This window comes from Methyloversatilis sp. (assembly GCF_965284615.1).
Taxonomy (GTDB): Bacteria; Pseudomonadota; Gammaproteobacteria; order Burkholderiales; family Rhodocyclaceae; genus Methyloversatilis.
The window spans coordinates 250,780-264,658 of the sequence record NZ_OZ260098.1 but is presented as its reverse complement, the minus strand read 5'-3'; the positions used below and the strand labels follow the sequence as shown (position 1 = coordinate 264,658).

Genomic DNA, 13,879 nt, shown 5'->3' with positions numbered 1-13,879 from the left:
GTCAGCGACCGAGATTGGGCGTCGGGCCCGGTGCACCGCGCGCCGGTTTGATGCGGATGCGGTCGCCATCGAGCGCGCCGCCGGCCGGCATGATGGCGACTTCACCCTCGGCCAGTCCGTCGGTGATCTCGACGCGGCCGACGCCGCGCAGACCGACGTTCACCGGCACCTTCGCCGCTGCGCCGTCGCGCGCGACCAGTACCCAGGGCGCGGCGCTGTCGACCTCGCGCACCGCCTCCAGCGGCAGCGACAGCGCCTGCTCCTTGCGACCGATCACCACCTCGACCGATACCGTCATGTCCGGCCGCAGGAAGGCCGGCGGCTCAGTCACGCGCAGCCGCACCTCGACCGTGCCGCGCTGGGCGTCGATGGCCGGCGACAGGTAATAGACGACGGCATCGAAGGGCTGGCCGGGGAACGCATCGGCCACGGCCTGGGCACGGGCGTCGAGCCGCAGATAGCGCAGGTTCTTCTCGTCCAGCGTCGCGTAGATGCGCGTTTCGCCATTCTCGGCCAGCGTCAGCAGCGCGCGGCCGGCCTGGGCGACGTCGCCCGGCTCAGCGTCGCGCGCAATCACCAGCGCATCGACCGGCGCGCGCAGCGTCAGCAGGTCGCGGCGTGCCTGCGCCGACTCGAGCGCAGCCTGTGCCTGCGCCAGCCGCGCCTGGGCGCTGACACGTTCGGCGCCGCGCGCCGTGTTGGCGTCGCGCTGCGCCTGCGCGGTGCGCAGCTGGGCGCGCGCGTTGTCCAGCTGGCGCGCCGCCTCGTCCAGTTTCGACGGCGAGAAGAACTGCTGCGCCACCAGCGCCTCGGCGCGCTGGTACTCGGCCTCGGCCACGCGCAGATTCGCTTCGGCCTGCTTCACCGCCTGTTCGGCCACCGGCAGGCCGACCGCGTCGAGCTGGGTGAAACGCGCCTGCGCTTCGGCAATCTGCGAGCGCGCCTGTTCGACCGCCGCGTCGGCGTCGCTCGCCCGCAACCGCACAAGCAGGTCACCCACCTTCACCGCCGCGCCCTCGCGCACGGTCACCTCGTCGATGATGGCAGTGATCTGCGTGCCCAGTTCGATGCGCGACGGCGTGGCGATGCGGCCGGTGGCGACCACGCTCTGGGTCAGTGGCGAACGCTCGACCTTGACGACATCGACGGCGATGCCGCGCGGCCAGAACAGCCATGCGACGAGCACCGCTGCGGCGAGCAGCAGTGCGATCAGGTGACGGGTTTTCATTGAAGGGGTCAGGAAGCGGGCGGGAGCAGTGTGTCGATCAGCGCGTCGAGCTGTCTGTGATCCGGGTTACCGATGATGCGTTTGACGATGCGGCCATCGCGATCGACGAGGAAGCTGGTCGGCGTCGCACGGATGCCGCCGAAGCCGCGGTCCAGTTCACCGACCGGATCGAAGCCTACGCGAAACGGCAACTTCTCGCGCTGCGCGAAATGCTGCACATGGCTCGGCGCGTCGTAGGACATGGCGACTGCCACCACCTCGAAGCCACGCGCGGCATGCCGCCGGTGCGTGTCCGCCAGGCCCGGCATGCCCTTGATGCAGGGGCCGCAGGAGGTGGACCAGAAGTTCACCAGACGCACTTTTCCGTCGGCGTGACCGAGGTCGATCCGGCCACCGTCCAGCAGCGCGACCTGCAGCGCCGGCACCTGCTCCGGATGACCGGCGCCGCGCAGCAGCCATACCCCTGCAATCAGCGCCAGCAACACTAACGGTGATACCCATTTGCGATCCATAATCTTCATTCGTTCAAACACAGAGGGCTTCGACCATGCGTGCGATTGTCGGTTTTGTGGCGTGTCTTGTCATGTGCACCCAGGTGTGGGCATTGTCACTATCCGACCTGTCGGACAAGGACGCCGGTGGTGGCCTGAAAGAGGCGTTGACCCAGGGGGCGTCGAAGGCGGTCGATCTGCTGGGCAAGCAGGACGGTTTCCTGAAGAACGCGAAGGTGAAGATCCCGATGCCCGACGGCCTGCGTCAGGCGGAAAAGCTGATGCGCACCTTCGGCATGAAGAAGCAGGCCGACGAACTGATCACCGCGATGAACCGCGCTGCCGAGGCGGCGGTACCGGAAGCGAAGGAACTGCTGGTCGGCGCGGTCAAGGACATGAGCGTCGAGGACGCGAAGAAGATTCTGACCGGTGGCGACACGGCGGGCACCGAATACTTCAAGGGCAAGACCTCGGCCCAGCTGAAGGAACGCTTCAAACCCATCGTGCAGAAGGCGATGGACAAGGTGGGTCTGGCCAAGAGCTACGAAAAGTTTGCGTCCAAGGGCGCGCAGTATGGCGTGATCAGCAAGGAAGACGCCGACCTCGACAACTACGTGACGCAGAAGACGCTGGACGGCCTGTTCACGATGGTGGCCGAAGAGGAGAAGGCGATCCGCAAGAACCCGGTCGGCGCTGCCGGCAGTCTGGCGAAGAAGGTGTTCGGCGCGCTGCGCTAGGCGCGGACCGGGCAGTCCTCCGCGATAGCGGCCCCACTCGACGCCGCTATCGCGAGCAAGCTCGCTCCCACGAAACCCCACCCCGATGGCGGATCTGACGCATCTGCCATGAAGGGGCGGCCTTGGCCGCGACGCAGCCGTCGCAGACCACTGGCTTCGATCCCCGCTGCTGTCGGGGTCAGAAGCCCCCTCCCACAGAGCGCTTGCCCTGATGAGCGACAGGCGCCGTTCCTGTGGGAGCGGCCTTGGCCGCGACGCGGCCGTCGCAGACCACCGGCTTCGATCCCCCGATGCTGACGGGGTCAGAAGCCCCCTCCCACAGAACCCCCGCACAATCTCAGGTCGTGGATCGGGCGCACCGCCCCTGTGGGAGCGGTCTTCTGACCGCGACACGGCCGCCGCAGTCCGCCGGCTTCGATCAAGACTGCACTCTCGGATGAAGCGCCAGCGACGTCTTCAGCGCTTCGCGGCCTTCGCGAAGGCCGCGGCCAGCGCGTTGTTGGCGGCCGGCGCTTCCTTGGCTTTAGCCATCGCCCGCGGGTCAGGGCGGGCGCCGCGGTTGTCGCGGCTTCCACCGGCCGGCTTCCTCACCACCTCGTCACCCAGCCGCATGGTCAGCGCGATGCGCTTGCGCGCCAGGTTGACCTCGACCACCTTCACCTTGACGATGTCGCCCGCCTTCACCACTTCGGCCGGGTCCTTCACGTAGCGGTTGGCGATGGCCGACACGTGCACGAGCCCGTCCTGGTGCACGCCGATGTTGACGAAGGCGCCGAAGTTGGTCACGTTGGTCACCACGCCTTCGAGCTGCATGCCGGGTTCGAGGTCCTTCATGTCCTCGACGCCGTCGCGGAAGCTGGCCGTCTTGAACTCCGGGCGCGGGTCGCGGCCCGGCTTTTCCAGTTCGCGCAGGATGTCCTGCACGGTGGGCAGGCCGAAGCGCTCGTCGGTGTATTTCTGCGCCGACAGCTTCTTCACCGTGGCGGCGTCGCCGATCAGCTCGCGCGCCTTCTTCTGCACATCGGCCAGTATCCGCTCGACCACCGGATAGGCTTCCGGATGCACCGCCGAAGCATCCAGCGGATCGTCGCCATTCATGATGCGCAGGAAGCCGGCGCACTGTTCGAAGGTCTTGTCGCCCAGGCGCGGCACCGACAGCAGGGCCTTGCGCGAGGGGAAAGCGCCGTGCGCGTCGCGGTGGGCGACGATGTTCTGCGCCAGCGTCGAGTTCAGGCCGGAAATGCGCGCCAGCAGCGGGGCGGACGCGGTGTTCACGTTGACGCCCACGGCATTGACGCAGTCCTCGACCACCGCGTCGAGCGAGCGCGCGAGCTTGGTCTGGCTCACGTCGTGCTGGTACTGGCCGACGCCGATGGCCTTGGGGTCTATCTTCACCAGTTCGGCCAGTGGGTCCTGCAGCCGGCGGGCGATCGACACCGCGCCGCGCAGGCTCACGTCGAGACCGGGGAATTCCTTCGCCGCCAGTTCGGACGCCGAATACACCGAAGCACCCGCTTCCGACACGACGATCTTGGTCATCGCCAGTTCCGGCTTCAGCTTGATCAGATCGGCCGCCAGCTTGTCGGTTTCGCGGCTGGCGGTGCCGTTGCCGATGGCGATCAGTTGCACGCCGTGCTTCTGCGCGAGTGCAGACAGCGTGTGCAGCGAGCCGTCCCAGTCGCGGCGCGGCTCGTGCGGGTAGATGGTGGCGGTATCGACCAGCTTGCCGGTGGCGTTGACCACCGCCACTTTCACGCCGGTGCGGATGCCGGGGTCCAGGCCCATGGTGACGCGCGGGCCGGCCGGAGCGGCCAGCAGCAGGTCCTTCAGGTTCTTGGCGAACACGCGGATCGCTTCCAGTTCGGCACGGCTGCGCAGCTCACCCATCAGGTCGAGCTCGATGTGCACCGACAGCTTGACGCTCCAGGTCCAGCGCGCGGTGTTGACCAGCCAGCGATCGGCGGCACGGCCCTGGTCGCGGATGCCGGCATGCGTCATGACGCGGCGTTCGCAGGGGTTGGGCTCGGGCGAGCGGCTGCCGTCTTCCGGGTCGGTATCGAGCGCCAGCTTCACCCGCAGCGCCTCTTCGTTGCGACCGCGGAACAGCGCCAGCGCACGGTGCGACGGAATGTCGGCCAGCTTTTCGCGGTAGGCGAAGTAGTCGCGGAACTTGGCCGCTTCGGCGTCGTTGTCCTTGCCGTCCGCCACCGTGGCGACGACCACGCCATGCTCGGTCACGTAGTCGCGCAGCGCGCCGACGAGCTCCGCGCTCTCGGCGAAGCGTTCCATCAGGATCTGCCGCGCGCCGTCGAGCACCGCCTTGGCGTCGGCGAAGCCGGCTTCGGCGTTCAGGAACTTCGCGGCTTCGGCTTCCGGCGTCAGTGTCGGGTCGGCCAGCAGCGCGTCGGCCAGCGGCTCGATGCCCGCTTCGCGCGCGATCTGCGCCTTGGTGCGACGCTTCTGCTTGTAGGGCAGATACAGATCTTCCAGCCGCTGCTTGCTGTCGGCGTTCTCGATCTCGGCGCGCAGCGCTGGCGTGAGCTTGCCCTGTTCGTCGATGCTGGCGATCACCGCGACGCGGCGCTCTTCCAGCTCGCGCAGGTAGCCGAGCCGTTCCTCCAGCAGGCGCAGTTGCGTGTCGTCGAGGCCGCCGGTGGCTTCCTTGCGGTAGCGCGAAATGAAGGGCACGGTCGCGCCTTCGTCCAGCAGGGCGACGGCGGCGTTGATCTGTTGCGGGCGTGCGCCCAGTTCTGCGGCGAGCCGCTGTTCGATCGGTGGGAGCATTTGAAGCGGGCAGGATGGACAACGGGAGGCGCGAACCATACCCACGCGAGGCGGCGGCCGCAAGCCGGTAAAATGCGGCCTGACCTTTCTTGGGCATCGCCGTCCGCGCGATGCCGCGATCCACATGCTGTCCGACATGAACGCGCCTCAGCGCGAGGCGGTGAAATATCTCGACGGCCCACTGCTGGTGCTGGCCGGTGCCGGCTCGGGCAAGACGCGCGTGATCACGCGCAAGATCGCCTATCTGGTGCAGGAGTGCGGCTTCGACCCGCGCAACATCGCCGCCATCACCTTCACCAACAAGGCGGCCAAGGAAATGCAGGAGCGCGCCTCGCACCTGCTCGAAGGGCGCGCCGGCAAGCAGCTCAACATTTCCACCTTCCACGCGCTCGGCGTGAAAATGCTGCGCACCGAAGCGAAGGCGGCCGGGCTCAAGCCCGCCTTCTCGATACTCGATTCGTCGGATGCCACGGCCATCGTGTCCGACATTTCGAAGGAAACCGAGAAGTCGCGGCTGCGCGCGCTGGTGTCGCGCATATCGGGCTGGAAGAACGCGATGCTGCCTCCGTCGGCCGCCGCGTCGCACGCCGCCGACGAGATGGAGGCGCTGGCCGCCCGCGTCTATGAAGAGTACGAACGCACGCTGCGCGCCTACCAGGCGGTCGATTTCGACGACCTGATCGGCATCCCGGCGCGCCTGCTCGCCAGCGACGAAGAGCTGCTCGAACGCTGGCAGCGCCGGCTGCGCTATCTGCTGATCGACGAGTACCAGGACACCAACAGCTGCCAGTACCAGATCGTCAAGCTGCTCGCAGGGCATCGCGGCGCCTTCACCGCGGTCGGCGACGACGATCAGGCCATCTACGCCTGGCGCGGCGCCGACGTCGAGAACCTGCGCAATCTGCAGACCGATTACCCGAAGCTGAAGGTGATCAAGCTCGAACAGAACTACCGCTCGATGCAGCGCATCCTGTCTGCGGCCAACACGCTGATCGCGCGCAACGAAAAGCTGTTCGACAAGAAGCTGTGGTCCGACATGGGCCGCGGCGATCCGATCACGCTGTTCATCGCGCGCGACGCCGAGCACGAGGCGGAGAGCGTGGCCATGCGCATCGCCTCGCACAAGTTCGAACACCGCGGCAAGTTCAGCGACTACGCAGTGCTTTACCGCGGCAACCATCAGGCGCGGGTGATCGAAACGGCGCTGCGCGAGCAGAAAATTCCCTACATCGTCAGCGGCGGCCAGAGCTTCTTCGACCGCGCCGAAATCAAGGACGTGATGGCCTATCTGCGGCTGATCGCCAATGGCGACGACGACCCCGCATTCATCCGCGCGGTGACAACGCCCAAGCGCGGCATCGGCGGCATGAGTCTGGAAGCGCTCGGCCGCTACGCCGGCGAACGCCACATCGGCCTGTTCGCCGCGATGTTCGAAACCGGCGCCGAACAGGCGCTGCCGGCGCGCGCGCTGACGCCGTTGCGCGAGTTCGGCGACTTCATCAACCGGCTCGAATGGCGCGCCCGCACCGAGGCACCGCGCCTCTTGCTTGAAGACCTGCTCCGCGGCATCGGCTACGAAACCTGGCTGTTCGAACAGTTCGAGCCGAAGGAAGCGGAAACGCGCTGGAACAATGTGCGCGAATTCGTCAACTGGATGGGACGCAAGGGTGAGGAAGACGGCAAGACGCTGATGGAGCTGACGCAGACCGTCGCGCTGATCACCATGCTGGACAAGCGTGACGACGGCGAGGAACGCGACGCGGTGCAGCTATCGACGCTGCACGCGTCGAAGGGTCTGGAGTACAAGCACGTGTTCCTGATCGGCCTGGAGGAGGGCATCCTGCCGCACCGCGAATCCATCGACGGCGGCAAGATCGAAGAAGAGCGCCGGCTCATGTACGTCGGCATCACGCGCGCGCAGCGCACGCTGACGCTGAGCCACTGCGAGCGGCGCAAGAGCGGGCGCGAATCGCGCGACTGCGAGCCGTCGCGCTTCATTTCCGAAATGGGCGAGGACGTGCAGCGGCCGAAGAAGGACGGCGCCGCGCCCACTGCCGAAGACCGCGCCACCAACGTCGCGCGGCTGGAGGCGATGAAAGCACTGCTGGCCGGCAAGGGGCCGGCGGGCGGTTCACCGGCGTCGCGCTTACCTCGCGCGCGAGGCGGTCGCTACAGACAGCGGGCTCCGACCCAGGCCGCTGTCGGGGTCAGAAGACCCCTCCCACAGAACCCCGTCCCGCGCTCAGGCCGTGGATAGGGCGCCCCACCCCTGTGGGAGCGGTCTTCTGAGCGCGACACGGCCGCCGCCATTCTCAGGCTTCGATACGCGCCGCTGCCGTGGTCGGAGGCCCCCTCCCACAGAAGCCCGGGCTGTGGATCCGGCGCCACACCCCTGTGGGAGCGGTCTTCTGACCGCGACGCGGCCGCTGCCATTCTCAGGCTTCGATACGGGCCGCTGCCGTGGTCGGAGGCTCTCTCCCCCAGAGATCCGCTCCGGTCGTGGGCCAGGCGCACCGCTATCCGCTCATGTCGTCCGCCACAGACGAAAAAAGGCCCGCCGATCGGCGGGCCTTTTCTTTACAGCGACGCTGCGCTTACTTCTTCTCTTCGTATGCCGGCGCTGCGATGGCGGCAGCGTCAACCGGCGCGGCCGGGGCAGCGGCAGCCGGTTCAGCAGCGGCATCGGCCGCCTTCGGTTCGGCGAAGTTCGCACCCGCCTTGTTGCCCATGTAGGCGACCGCGCGCGTGATCTCTTCGTCGCTCAGCGAGGCGTTGCCGCCCTTGGCCGGCATCGCGCCTTTGCCGTTGATCGCCGACTTCACCAGCGCATCGAGACCGGTGGCAATGCGGCTGGCCCAGGCGCCGCTGTCGCCCAGCTTCGGCGCACCGGCCATGCCGGCGTCGTGACAGGCGGCACAGGCGCCCTTGTAGATCTGCTCGCCCGTCTTAGGGCCCTTGGCTTCCGGCTCACCCAGAGCGAGTTGCGCGACCGGCTGGATCGCGCGCGACACCACTTCCGGATCAGGATTGCTGGCGCCCTTGTAGCCGGACGACACGTACTGGGCCACCAGCACGCCCAGACCGACAAACACCACAAATGACAGTACGACCACCGCGATCAGCTGTTGCGGCGTCTTGATGAGAGTTTCGTGCTCTTCGTGCGCGTCCGACATGGTGCCTTCCTCTGATGACCTGGATAGGGTTGGAAAAACAGAACGCGCCATTATAGCGGCAGCCGGCACCGCCTGCGCCCCGGACGTAGCACCCGCATGGACGCGCAGGCGCAAAGCGGCTATCCTTCGCCGCCTGCGGGCTGTTTCACCGCCCCGCAATGCGCCCGTAGCTCAGCTGGATAGAGTACTGCCCTCCGAAGGCAGGGGTCGTGCGTTCGAATCGCGCCGGGCGCGCCAATTCTCCAAAAGGGCCGGATCACTTCGATCCGGCCCTTTTTGTCATGTGGGCATCCCCGGCGGCGGCGGTGGCAATGCCGGCGTTCCACGTGCGCTACCATCCATGCGACATGTCAGTCGTGTGGAGTCGGGTCGGGAATGGACGAAGGCCACAAGCGCCCTTCAGTGTTGCGATGGATCCTGCTTGCGCTGCTCGTGCTGGCCGTTCTCGACGTTCGCCTGTTCATGTTCGTCGATGCGGCACGCGAGGAAACGCTGCAACGCGCGCGCGATACGCTGCATGTGAGCGTCAACGTCGTCGCGCAGCGCATGGACCAGCACCTGGCGACCTATGACCGGCTGCTGTCCGGCATCGGAGAGGGCGTGCGGCTTCACGGTGGCATTCGAGCCGAGCCGGATCTGACCCTGCATCGCCTGCTGGTCCGGCGACATGCACTCAACCCGGAACTGCGGTCGCTCTTTCTGGTGCGTCACGACGGCACAATCGCGGCGATGTCGCTGAACTTCCCCGCCCCCGAACTGGACGTATCGGCGCGGGACTACTTTCAGGCGCAGTCGGGATCGAGTGCCGACGAGAACCGGCTCTTCGTCGGGCCGGCCATCGTCAGCAAACTCACCGGCAAATACATCTTTCCGCTGAGCCGGCGGGTCGAGAACGACGGCAACCGCTTTCTCGGCGTAGCCGCCGCGGCCGTCGATCCGGAACAGCTGACGACCCTGCTGAGCGAGCAGGGCCTGCCCACCGCCTACACGCTGTCCGTATTCCTGCGGGACGGGCATGGACTGGCCTGCCTCCCGCGCCGGTCCGATTGTCTCGAACGCACGGCCGACGACAGGCCCCTGTTCCGTACCTTGCTGCCGGCCGCAGCGGACGGTCTTTTCGAGCGGCGACAGCTGCTCGACGAGCGCCCCGGTCCCGCCGCCTACGCCACCTCGGATGCCTATGGCGTGGTTGTCGCCGCGTCAGCGGATGAACGCATGCTACTCGAGTCCTGGCGGCGCAACCTTGGCGGATACGTCGTCATGGGCGTGGCCAGCAACCTCGCGTTTGCAGGACTGGCCTGGTTCGCCTTCCGCCAGGTGCAGCGCCGCCGGCTGGCGCTGCAGCAGCTGGCCGACGCAAACCAGGAACTGGAGAGCCGGGTCGCCCGCCGCACCGATCAGCTGCGGCGCAGCGAGGACCGCGCGCGGACCTTCATGAACACGGCGCGCGACGCGGTGGTCGTCGTTGACAGCAACAGCTGCATCGTCGAGTTCAATCACGCGGCCGAGGTGCTGTTCGGCTACAGCGCCGACGAGGTCGCCGGGCGGCGGCTCGATATGTTGATGCCGCCCTCCGGAGCGGCGACGCATCGACGCCATGTACAGGCCGCCAACGCGTCAGCCGAGGCTCGAGCAATGAGCAGGGGGCGCGAAGTGACTGCCCGGCACAAGGACGGCCGTGAGTTTCCGATCGACGTCACCGTCGGCAGTTCGGGCGACGGGGCGCAGAGTTTCCACGTCGGCATCATTCGCGACATCAGCGAACGCAAGCGCCTCGAACTGGAACTGCAGCGGCAGGCGTTGACCGACGGTCTGACCGGCGTGCTCAATCGCCGCGCCTTCACCGCCGAAAGCGAGCGGCTGATATCGGTCGCGTTGCGCCACGGGCGGCCGCTGAGCCTGATGGTGATCGACGCCGATCACTTCAAGAGGGTGAACGACGTGTTCGGTCATCCGACCGGCGACGCCGTGCTGAAGGCCCTCGCGCTCACGCTTGGGCAGGCGCTGCGCACCAGCGACGTGCTCGGCCGTCTCGGCGGCGAGGAGTTCGGCATCGTGCTGCCGGAAACCGATGCGACCGGCGCGCACGAGGTCGGCGAGCGACTGCTGCAGGCGGTGCGCGAGCGCCGGATCGAACACGACGGCCACACGCTGAACATCACCGTGAGCATCGGTGCGACCGTGCTCGGTGCCGGCGACGACAGTTTTGAGTCGGCCTTCCTGCGCGCCGACCGGGCACTTTACGAGGCGAAGCACGGAGGACGGGATTGCGCCGTTCTGAAGCCCGGCGAGCAGGATGTCGTCTGAAATATGCCAGCCGCTGTCGTCAGGCCCGGAAGCCGGAGGCAGCGCGCAGGGGCGACGCGGCGGACGGAAGGGTTTCGGCCGATAGCAGGTCGGCCGCCCCGATACGCGCGGCGAGCCATTGCGTGGCGTCGTTCACGGCCAGCGGGCGCGACCACAGATAGCCCTGACCCTTGTTGCAGTCCAGCGTCGCCAGCAGCGCCGCCTGACCTTCGGTTTCGATGCCTTCGGCGGTCGTGCTCATGCCGAGGCTGCGGGCAACGCGCACGGTGGCTTCTATCAGTACCCGCTTGTGCAGATTGCTCTCCGCGTCGGCGACGAAGGAGCGATCTATCTTGACGGTGTCGATCGGCAGCTGGCCGAGACAGGCGAGCGAGGAATAGCCGGTGCCGAAATCGTCCAGCGCGAGCGCGACGCCGAGCGCCTTCAGTTCGAGCAGGCGGGCGCGGATGTCGTCGCCCTGGGCCGCCATGCTCTCGGTCACCTCCAGCTGCAGTGCCTGCGCCGGCAGGCGGCTCGAATCGAGCACGCGCGCGACCTGATCGGTGATGGCGGCGTCCTGCAGTTGTGCACGCGACAGATTGACCGACACCATCGCGGGCGCCAGCGCGCCGAACTGGCGCTGCCACGTCGCCAACTGACGGCACGCCGAATCGAGCACGAACTCGCCGACAGCGCCGATCAAGCCGCACTCCTCGGCAATCTCGATGAATTCGACCGGCGATACCAGACCGCGCTGCGGATGCTGCCAGCGGACCAGCGCCTCGAAGCCGGCGACGCGACCGTCGGTCAGCTCGACGATGGGCTGATAGACGACGAACAGTTCGTCCTGTTCGAGGGCCCGTCGCAGTTCCAGTTCGAGTGCGCCGCGACGGGTTGCGATGTCCTTGATCGACGGCGTGAACAGCACGTGACGCCCGCCGCCGGCGCGCTTCGCCTCCTGCATGGCGAGGCTCGCGTCCTGCAGCAGCGCGTTCGCTTCGGCGGCGGCGTGTATGCCGGCGACGACGCCGATGCTGGCGGAGATATGCACCTCGACGCTGTCGATCAGATAGGGGCGGGACAGCGTGTCGATCAGCCGCTGCGCAATGCTGTGCACGTCCTCGCTGTCGCGCAGACCGTCGAGCAGCACGACGAATTCGTCGCCGCCGAGGCGGGCCGTCGTGTGCAGCGGCTCCTGCGCCGGACCGACGGCGTCGCGCTGACGCACGGTGCCATTCAGCCGCTCGGCCACCATGCGCAGCAGCCGGTCGCCCCCCGCCTGCCCGAGCGTCAGATTGACGCGATTGAAACGGTCGCAGTTGATGAACAGCACGGCAAAGGTGGGCGCACCGCCGGCGTCGGGGCGCGCCAGCGCCTGCTGTATCCGCTCCAGCACGGCGGAGCGGTTGGGCATCAGCGTCAGGCTGTCGGTGCGCGACGCGTCGCGCATCCGCGAGGCCAGACGCTGCTGTTCCAGTTCCACCTCGTGCGTCACGTCATTGACGCAGCCCATGATGGTGTGGGCGTCGAGCCGCAGCAGGCTGATGCCGAGCACGCGCCGGCCACCGGCCGTTGACCGCACCGGCATGCGCAGCCCCTCGCACACCAGCGCGCCCGGCTCGATGGCGGCGTCCGCCATGGCGCGCAGATCAGGCGCCACCTCGTCCAGCACCTCGAACAGATTGTCCAGATTGCCCTGCCGCGCCAGCGGCATCAGCAACTGCGCCGAGCGCGGATTCATCATCGTCACCGTGCCGTCGGGCCGGATCTGCAGCAGGCCGATCGGCGCCTGGTAGAGGAACTGGATCAGCGCCTCGTAAGCGGGCGGCTGCAGATCCTCAGGGTCGCTGTCCGGCTTCATCGGACGACCGCCGACTGAAGCGCCGGTTGCCAGCGCTCTACCCGGTTGCGGCCGCCGGCCTTGGCCGCATAGAGCGCCTCGTCGGCACGCTGCATCAGGGCATCGAAATCGCTCACGTCGGCGTCCATCGCCGCGACGCCTGCGCTGACGGTGTAGCGCACGACCTGGCCGCCGACCTCCACCGCCTGCGTCGCAAGCAGCTGGCACAGGCGCTGGGCGACGATCTCTGCGCCCTCCAACGTGGTGTCCGGCAGCAGCACGACGAATTCCTCGCCACCGAAGCGCGCGAGCACGTCCATCGCGCGGAAGGTCGCGGTCATTCCGGCGGCGAGATGGCGCAGTACGGCGTCGCCAGCAGCGTGTCCATACTGGTCGTTGATCCGCTTGAAATGGTCGGCGTCTATCATCACCAGCGACAGCGGCCGCGGGAAGCGCGCCCAGCGCTGCATCTCCAGCTCGACCGCCTCGACGAAGGCGCGGCGGTTCAGCAGGCCGGTCAGGTGATCGCAGGACACCGCCTTCAGCAACGCTTCCGCCGCCTCGCGCCGGTCGGACACATCGCGAATGATGAGGCTGTAGGCACGTTCGTCGGTCGGCTCGCCATCGCGGTCATGCAGTGGCGCGATCAGGCAGCTGCCCCAGTAGCGACCGCCGTCGGCGCGCACGCACCATCCTTCGTCCAGGCTCCAGCCGGTGCGGTCGGCCTCGTGCAGCCGGTCGAGCACGCGCTGTTCGGAAATCGCGTCTTCAGGGTAGAACATCGACAGGCTGCGGCCGGTCACCTGCTCCTCGGTGAAGCCGGTGATGCGGGCGATGCTCGGGTTCCAGTCCTGCACGCAGCCATGTTGGTCGAGCGACACCAGGGCGTAGTCGGTCAGGCCGATCGCCAGCGTGTTGATCCAGGCCTGGCTCTGGCGCAGTTCGCGGTCCCGGCGGACCGACTGCGTCACGTCGGAAATGACGGCCATCAGCCGCTCGGCGTCGAGCTTGAGCAGTGTCAGCGCCAGCACCTGGCTCTGTCTGCGACCGGGCTGACCGGTCGCGATCGGCACCTGCAGCGCGTCGCACACCGTGCCGTGCACGTCCGGAAAATCCTGCACCCGCTGTCGCAGGTCGGGCACCACGGCTTCCAGCGCGGTGAACAGATTGGCCAGCTGGCCGTCCGGGGAGAGCGGCATCAGCAGCTGCGCGCACAGCGGATTGATCATCGTGATCTCGCCATCCGCCAGCGTCTGTACAAGGCCTATCGGCGCCATGTACATGAACTGCAGCAGCGCTTCGTATTCCTCTTCGACCGGTGCGCTCATGCGTGCTCCGGC

General features: G+C 67.5%; 9 protein-coding genes and 1 tRNA gene. 4 read left to right on the top strand and 6 right to left on the bottom strand.

Features of this window, described 5'->3' with window-relative positions:
* Position 1 precedes the first annotated feature (1 nt).
* Complete coding sequence (locus ACQ66H_RS01270; RefSeq protein ID WP_430432480.1) at positions 2 to 1,228, bottom strand: efflux RND transporter periplasmic adaptor subunit; 1,227 nt, start codon at positions 1,226 to 1,228, stop codon at positions 2 to 4.
* Positions 1,229 to 1,236: 8 nt separating this feature from the next.
* Positions 1,237 to 1,749, bottom strand: coding sequence for a TlpA disulfide reductase family protein (locus tag ACQ66H_RS01265; RefSeq protein WP_430432479.1), 513 nt, complete (start codon positions 1,747 to 1,749; stop codon positions 1,237 to 1,239).
* A gap of 26 nt (positions 1,750 to 1,775) precedes the next feature.
* On the opposite strand from ACQ66H_RS01265, the gene ACQ66H_RS01260 reads away from it, so the two are divergent.
* Entirely contained in the window at positions 1,776 to 2,456 is a 681-nt protein-coding gene (locus tag ACQ66H_RS01260) for a DUF4197 domain-containing protein (protein WP_304006450.1), read from the top strand.
* 456 nt (positions 2,457 to 2,912) lie between these two features.
* Here the strand turns inward: ACQ66H_RS01260 and ACQ66H_RS01255 are convergent, their stop codons facing one another.
* The gene (locus ACQ66H_RS01255; protein ID WP_430432478.1) at positions 2,913 to 5,240 is read right to left on the bottom strand and encodes a Tex family protein; all 2,328 of its coding nucleotides are present in this window, start codon (positions 5,238 to 5,240) and stop codon (positions 2,913 to 2,915) included.
* 124 nt (positions 5,241 to 5,364) lie between these two features.
* On the opposite strand from ACQ66H_RS01255, the gene ACQ66H_RS01250 reads away from it, so the two are divergent.
* Positions 5,365 to 7,497, top strand: coding sequence for a UvrD-helicase domain-containing protein (locus ACQ66H_RS01250; RefSeq protein WP_430432477.1), 2,133 nt, complete (start codon positions 5,365 to 5,367; stop codon positions 7,495 to 7,497).
* A gap of 337 nt (positions 7,498 to 7,834) precedes the next feature.
* Here the strand turns inward: ACQ66H_RS01250 and ACQ66H_RS01245 are convergent, their stop codons facing one another.
* Positions 7,835 to 8,413: a c-type cytochrome gene (locus tag ACQ66H_RS01245; RefSeq protein WP_430432476.1), complete on the bottom strand. Its 579-nt coding sequence runs from the start codon at positions 8,411 to 8,413 to the stop codon at positions 7,835 to 7,837.
* Positions 8,414 to 8,573: 160 nt separating this feature from the next.
* On the opposite strand from ACQ66H_RS01245, the gene ACQ66H_RS01240 reads away from it, so the two are divergent.
* Together ACQ66H_RS01240 and ACQ66H_RS01235 are read left to right on the top strand one after the other, a co-directional pair.
* Positions 8,574 to 8,650 (top strand) — tRNA-Arg (locus ACQ66H_RS01240).
* 165 nt (positions 8,651 to 8,815) lie between these two features.
* Positions 8,816 to 10,720 carry a diguanylate cyclase gene (locus ACQ66H_RS01235; protein ID WP_430432475.1) on the top strand — a complete coding sequence of 635 codons (1,905 nt, stop codon included), beginning with the start codon at positions 8,816 to 8,818 and terminating at the stop codon, positions 10,718 to 10,720.
* A 19-nt stretch (positions 10,721 to 10,739) separates the two neighbouring features.
* Here ACQ66H_RS01235 and ACQ66H_RS01230 read toward each other — a convergent pair whose 3' ends face one another.
* A complete protein-coding gene (locus ACQ66H_RS01230) occupies positions 10,740 to 12,560 on the bottom strand; it encodes a putative bifunctional diguanylate cyclase/phosphodiesterase (RefSeq protein WP_430432474.1) in 1,821 nt (606 codons plus the stop codon).
* Entirely contained in the window at positions 12,557 to 13,867 is a 1,311-nt protein-coding gene (locus tag ACQ66H_RS01225; RefSeq protein WP_430432473.1) for a sensor domain-containing diguanylate cyclase, read from the bottom strand. The genes ACQ66H_RS01230 and ACQ66H_RS01225 overlap by 4 nt, the downstream gene beginning before the upstream one ends.
* Between the last annotated feature and the right edge of the window lie 12 nt (positions 13,868 to 13,879).

Excerpts from the sequence above, each read along its gene's own strand:
- ACQ66H_RS01270 (WP_430432480.1), bottom strand. The coding sequence starts at position 1,228 with ATGAAAACCCGTCACCTGATCGCACTGCTGCTCGCCGCAGCGGTGCTC.
- ACQ66H_RS01265 (WP_430432479.1), bottom strand. The coding sequence starts at position 1,749 with ATGAAGATTATGGATCGCAAATGGGTATCACCGTTAGTGTTGCTGGCG.
- ACQ66H_RS01260 (WP_304006450.1), top strand. The coding sequence starts at position 1,776 with ATGCGTGCGATTGTCGGTTTTGTGGCGTGTCTTGTCATGTGCACCCAG.
- ACQ66H_RS01255 (WP_430432478.1), bottom strand. The coding sequence starts at position 5,240 with ATGCTCCCACCGATCGAACAGCGGCTCGCCGCAGAACTGGGCGCACGC.
- ACQ66H_RS01250 (WP_430432477.1), top strand. The coding sequence starts at position 5,365 with ATGCTGTCCGACATGAACGCGCCTCAGCGCGAGGCGGTGAAATATCTC.
- ACQ66H_RS01245 (WP_430432476.1), bottom strand. The coding sequence starts at position 8,413 with ATGTCGGACGCGCACGAAGAGCACGAAACTCTCATCAAGACGCCGCAA.
- ACQ66H_RS01230 (WP_430432474.1), bottom strand. The coding sequence starts at position 12,560 with ATGAAGCCGGACAGCGACCCTGAGGATCTGCAGCCGCCCGCTTACGAG.
- ACQ66H_RS01225 (WP_430432473.1), bottom strand. The coding sequence starts at position 13,867 with ATGAGCGCACCGGTCGAAGAGGAATACGAAGCGCTGCTGCAGTTCATG.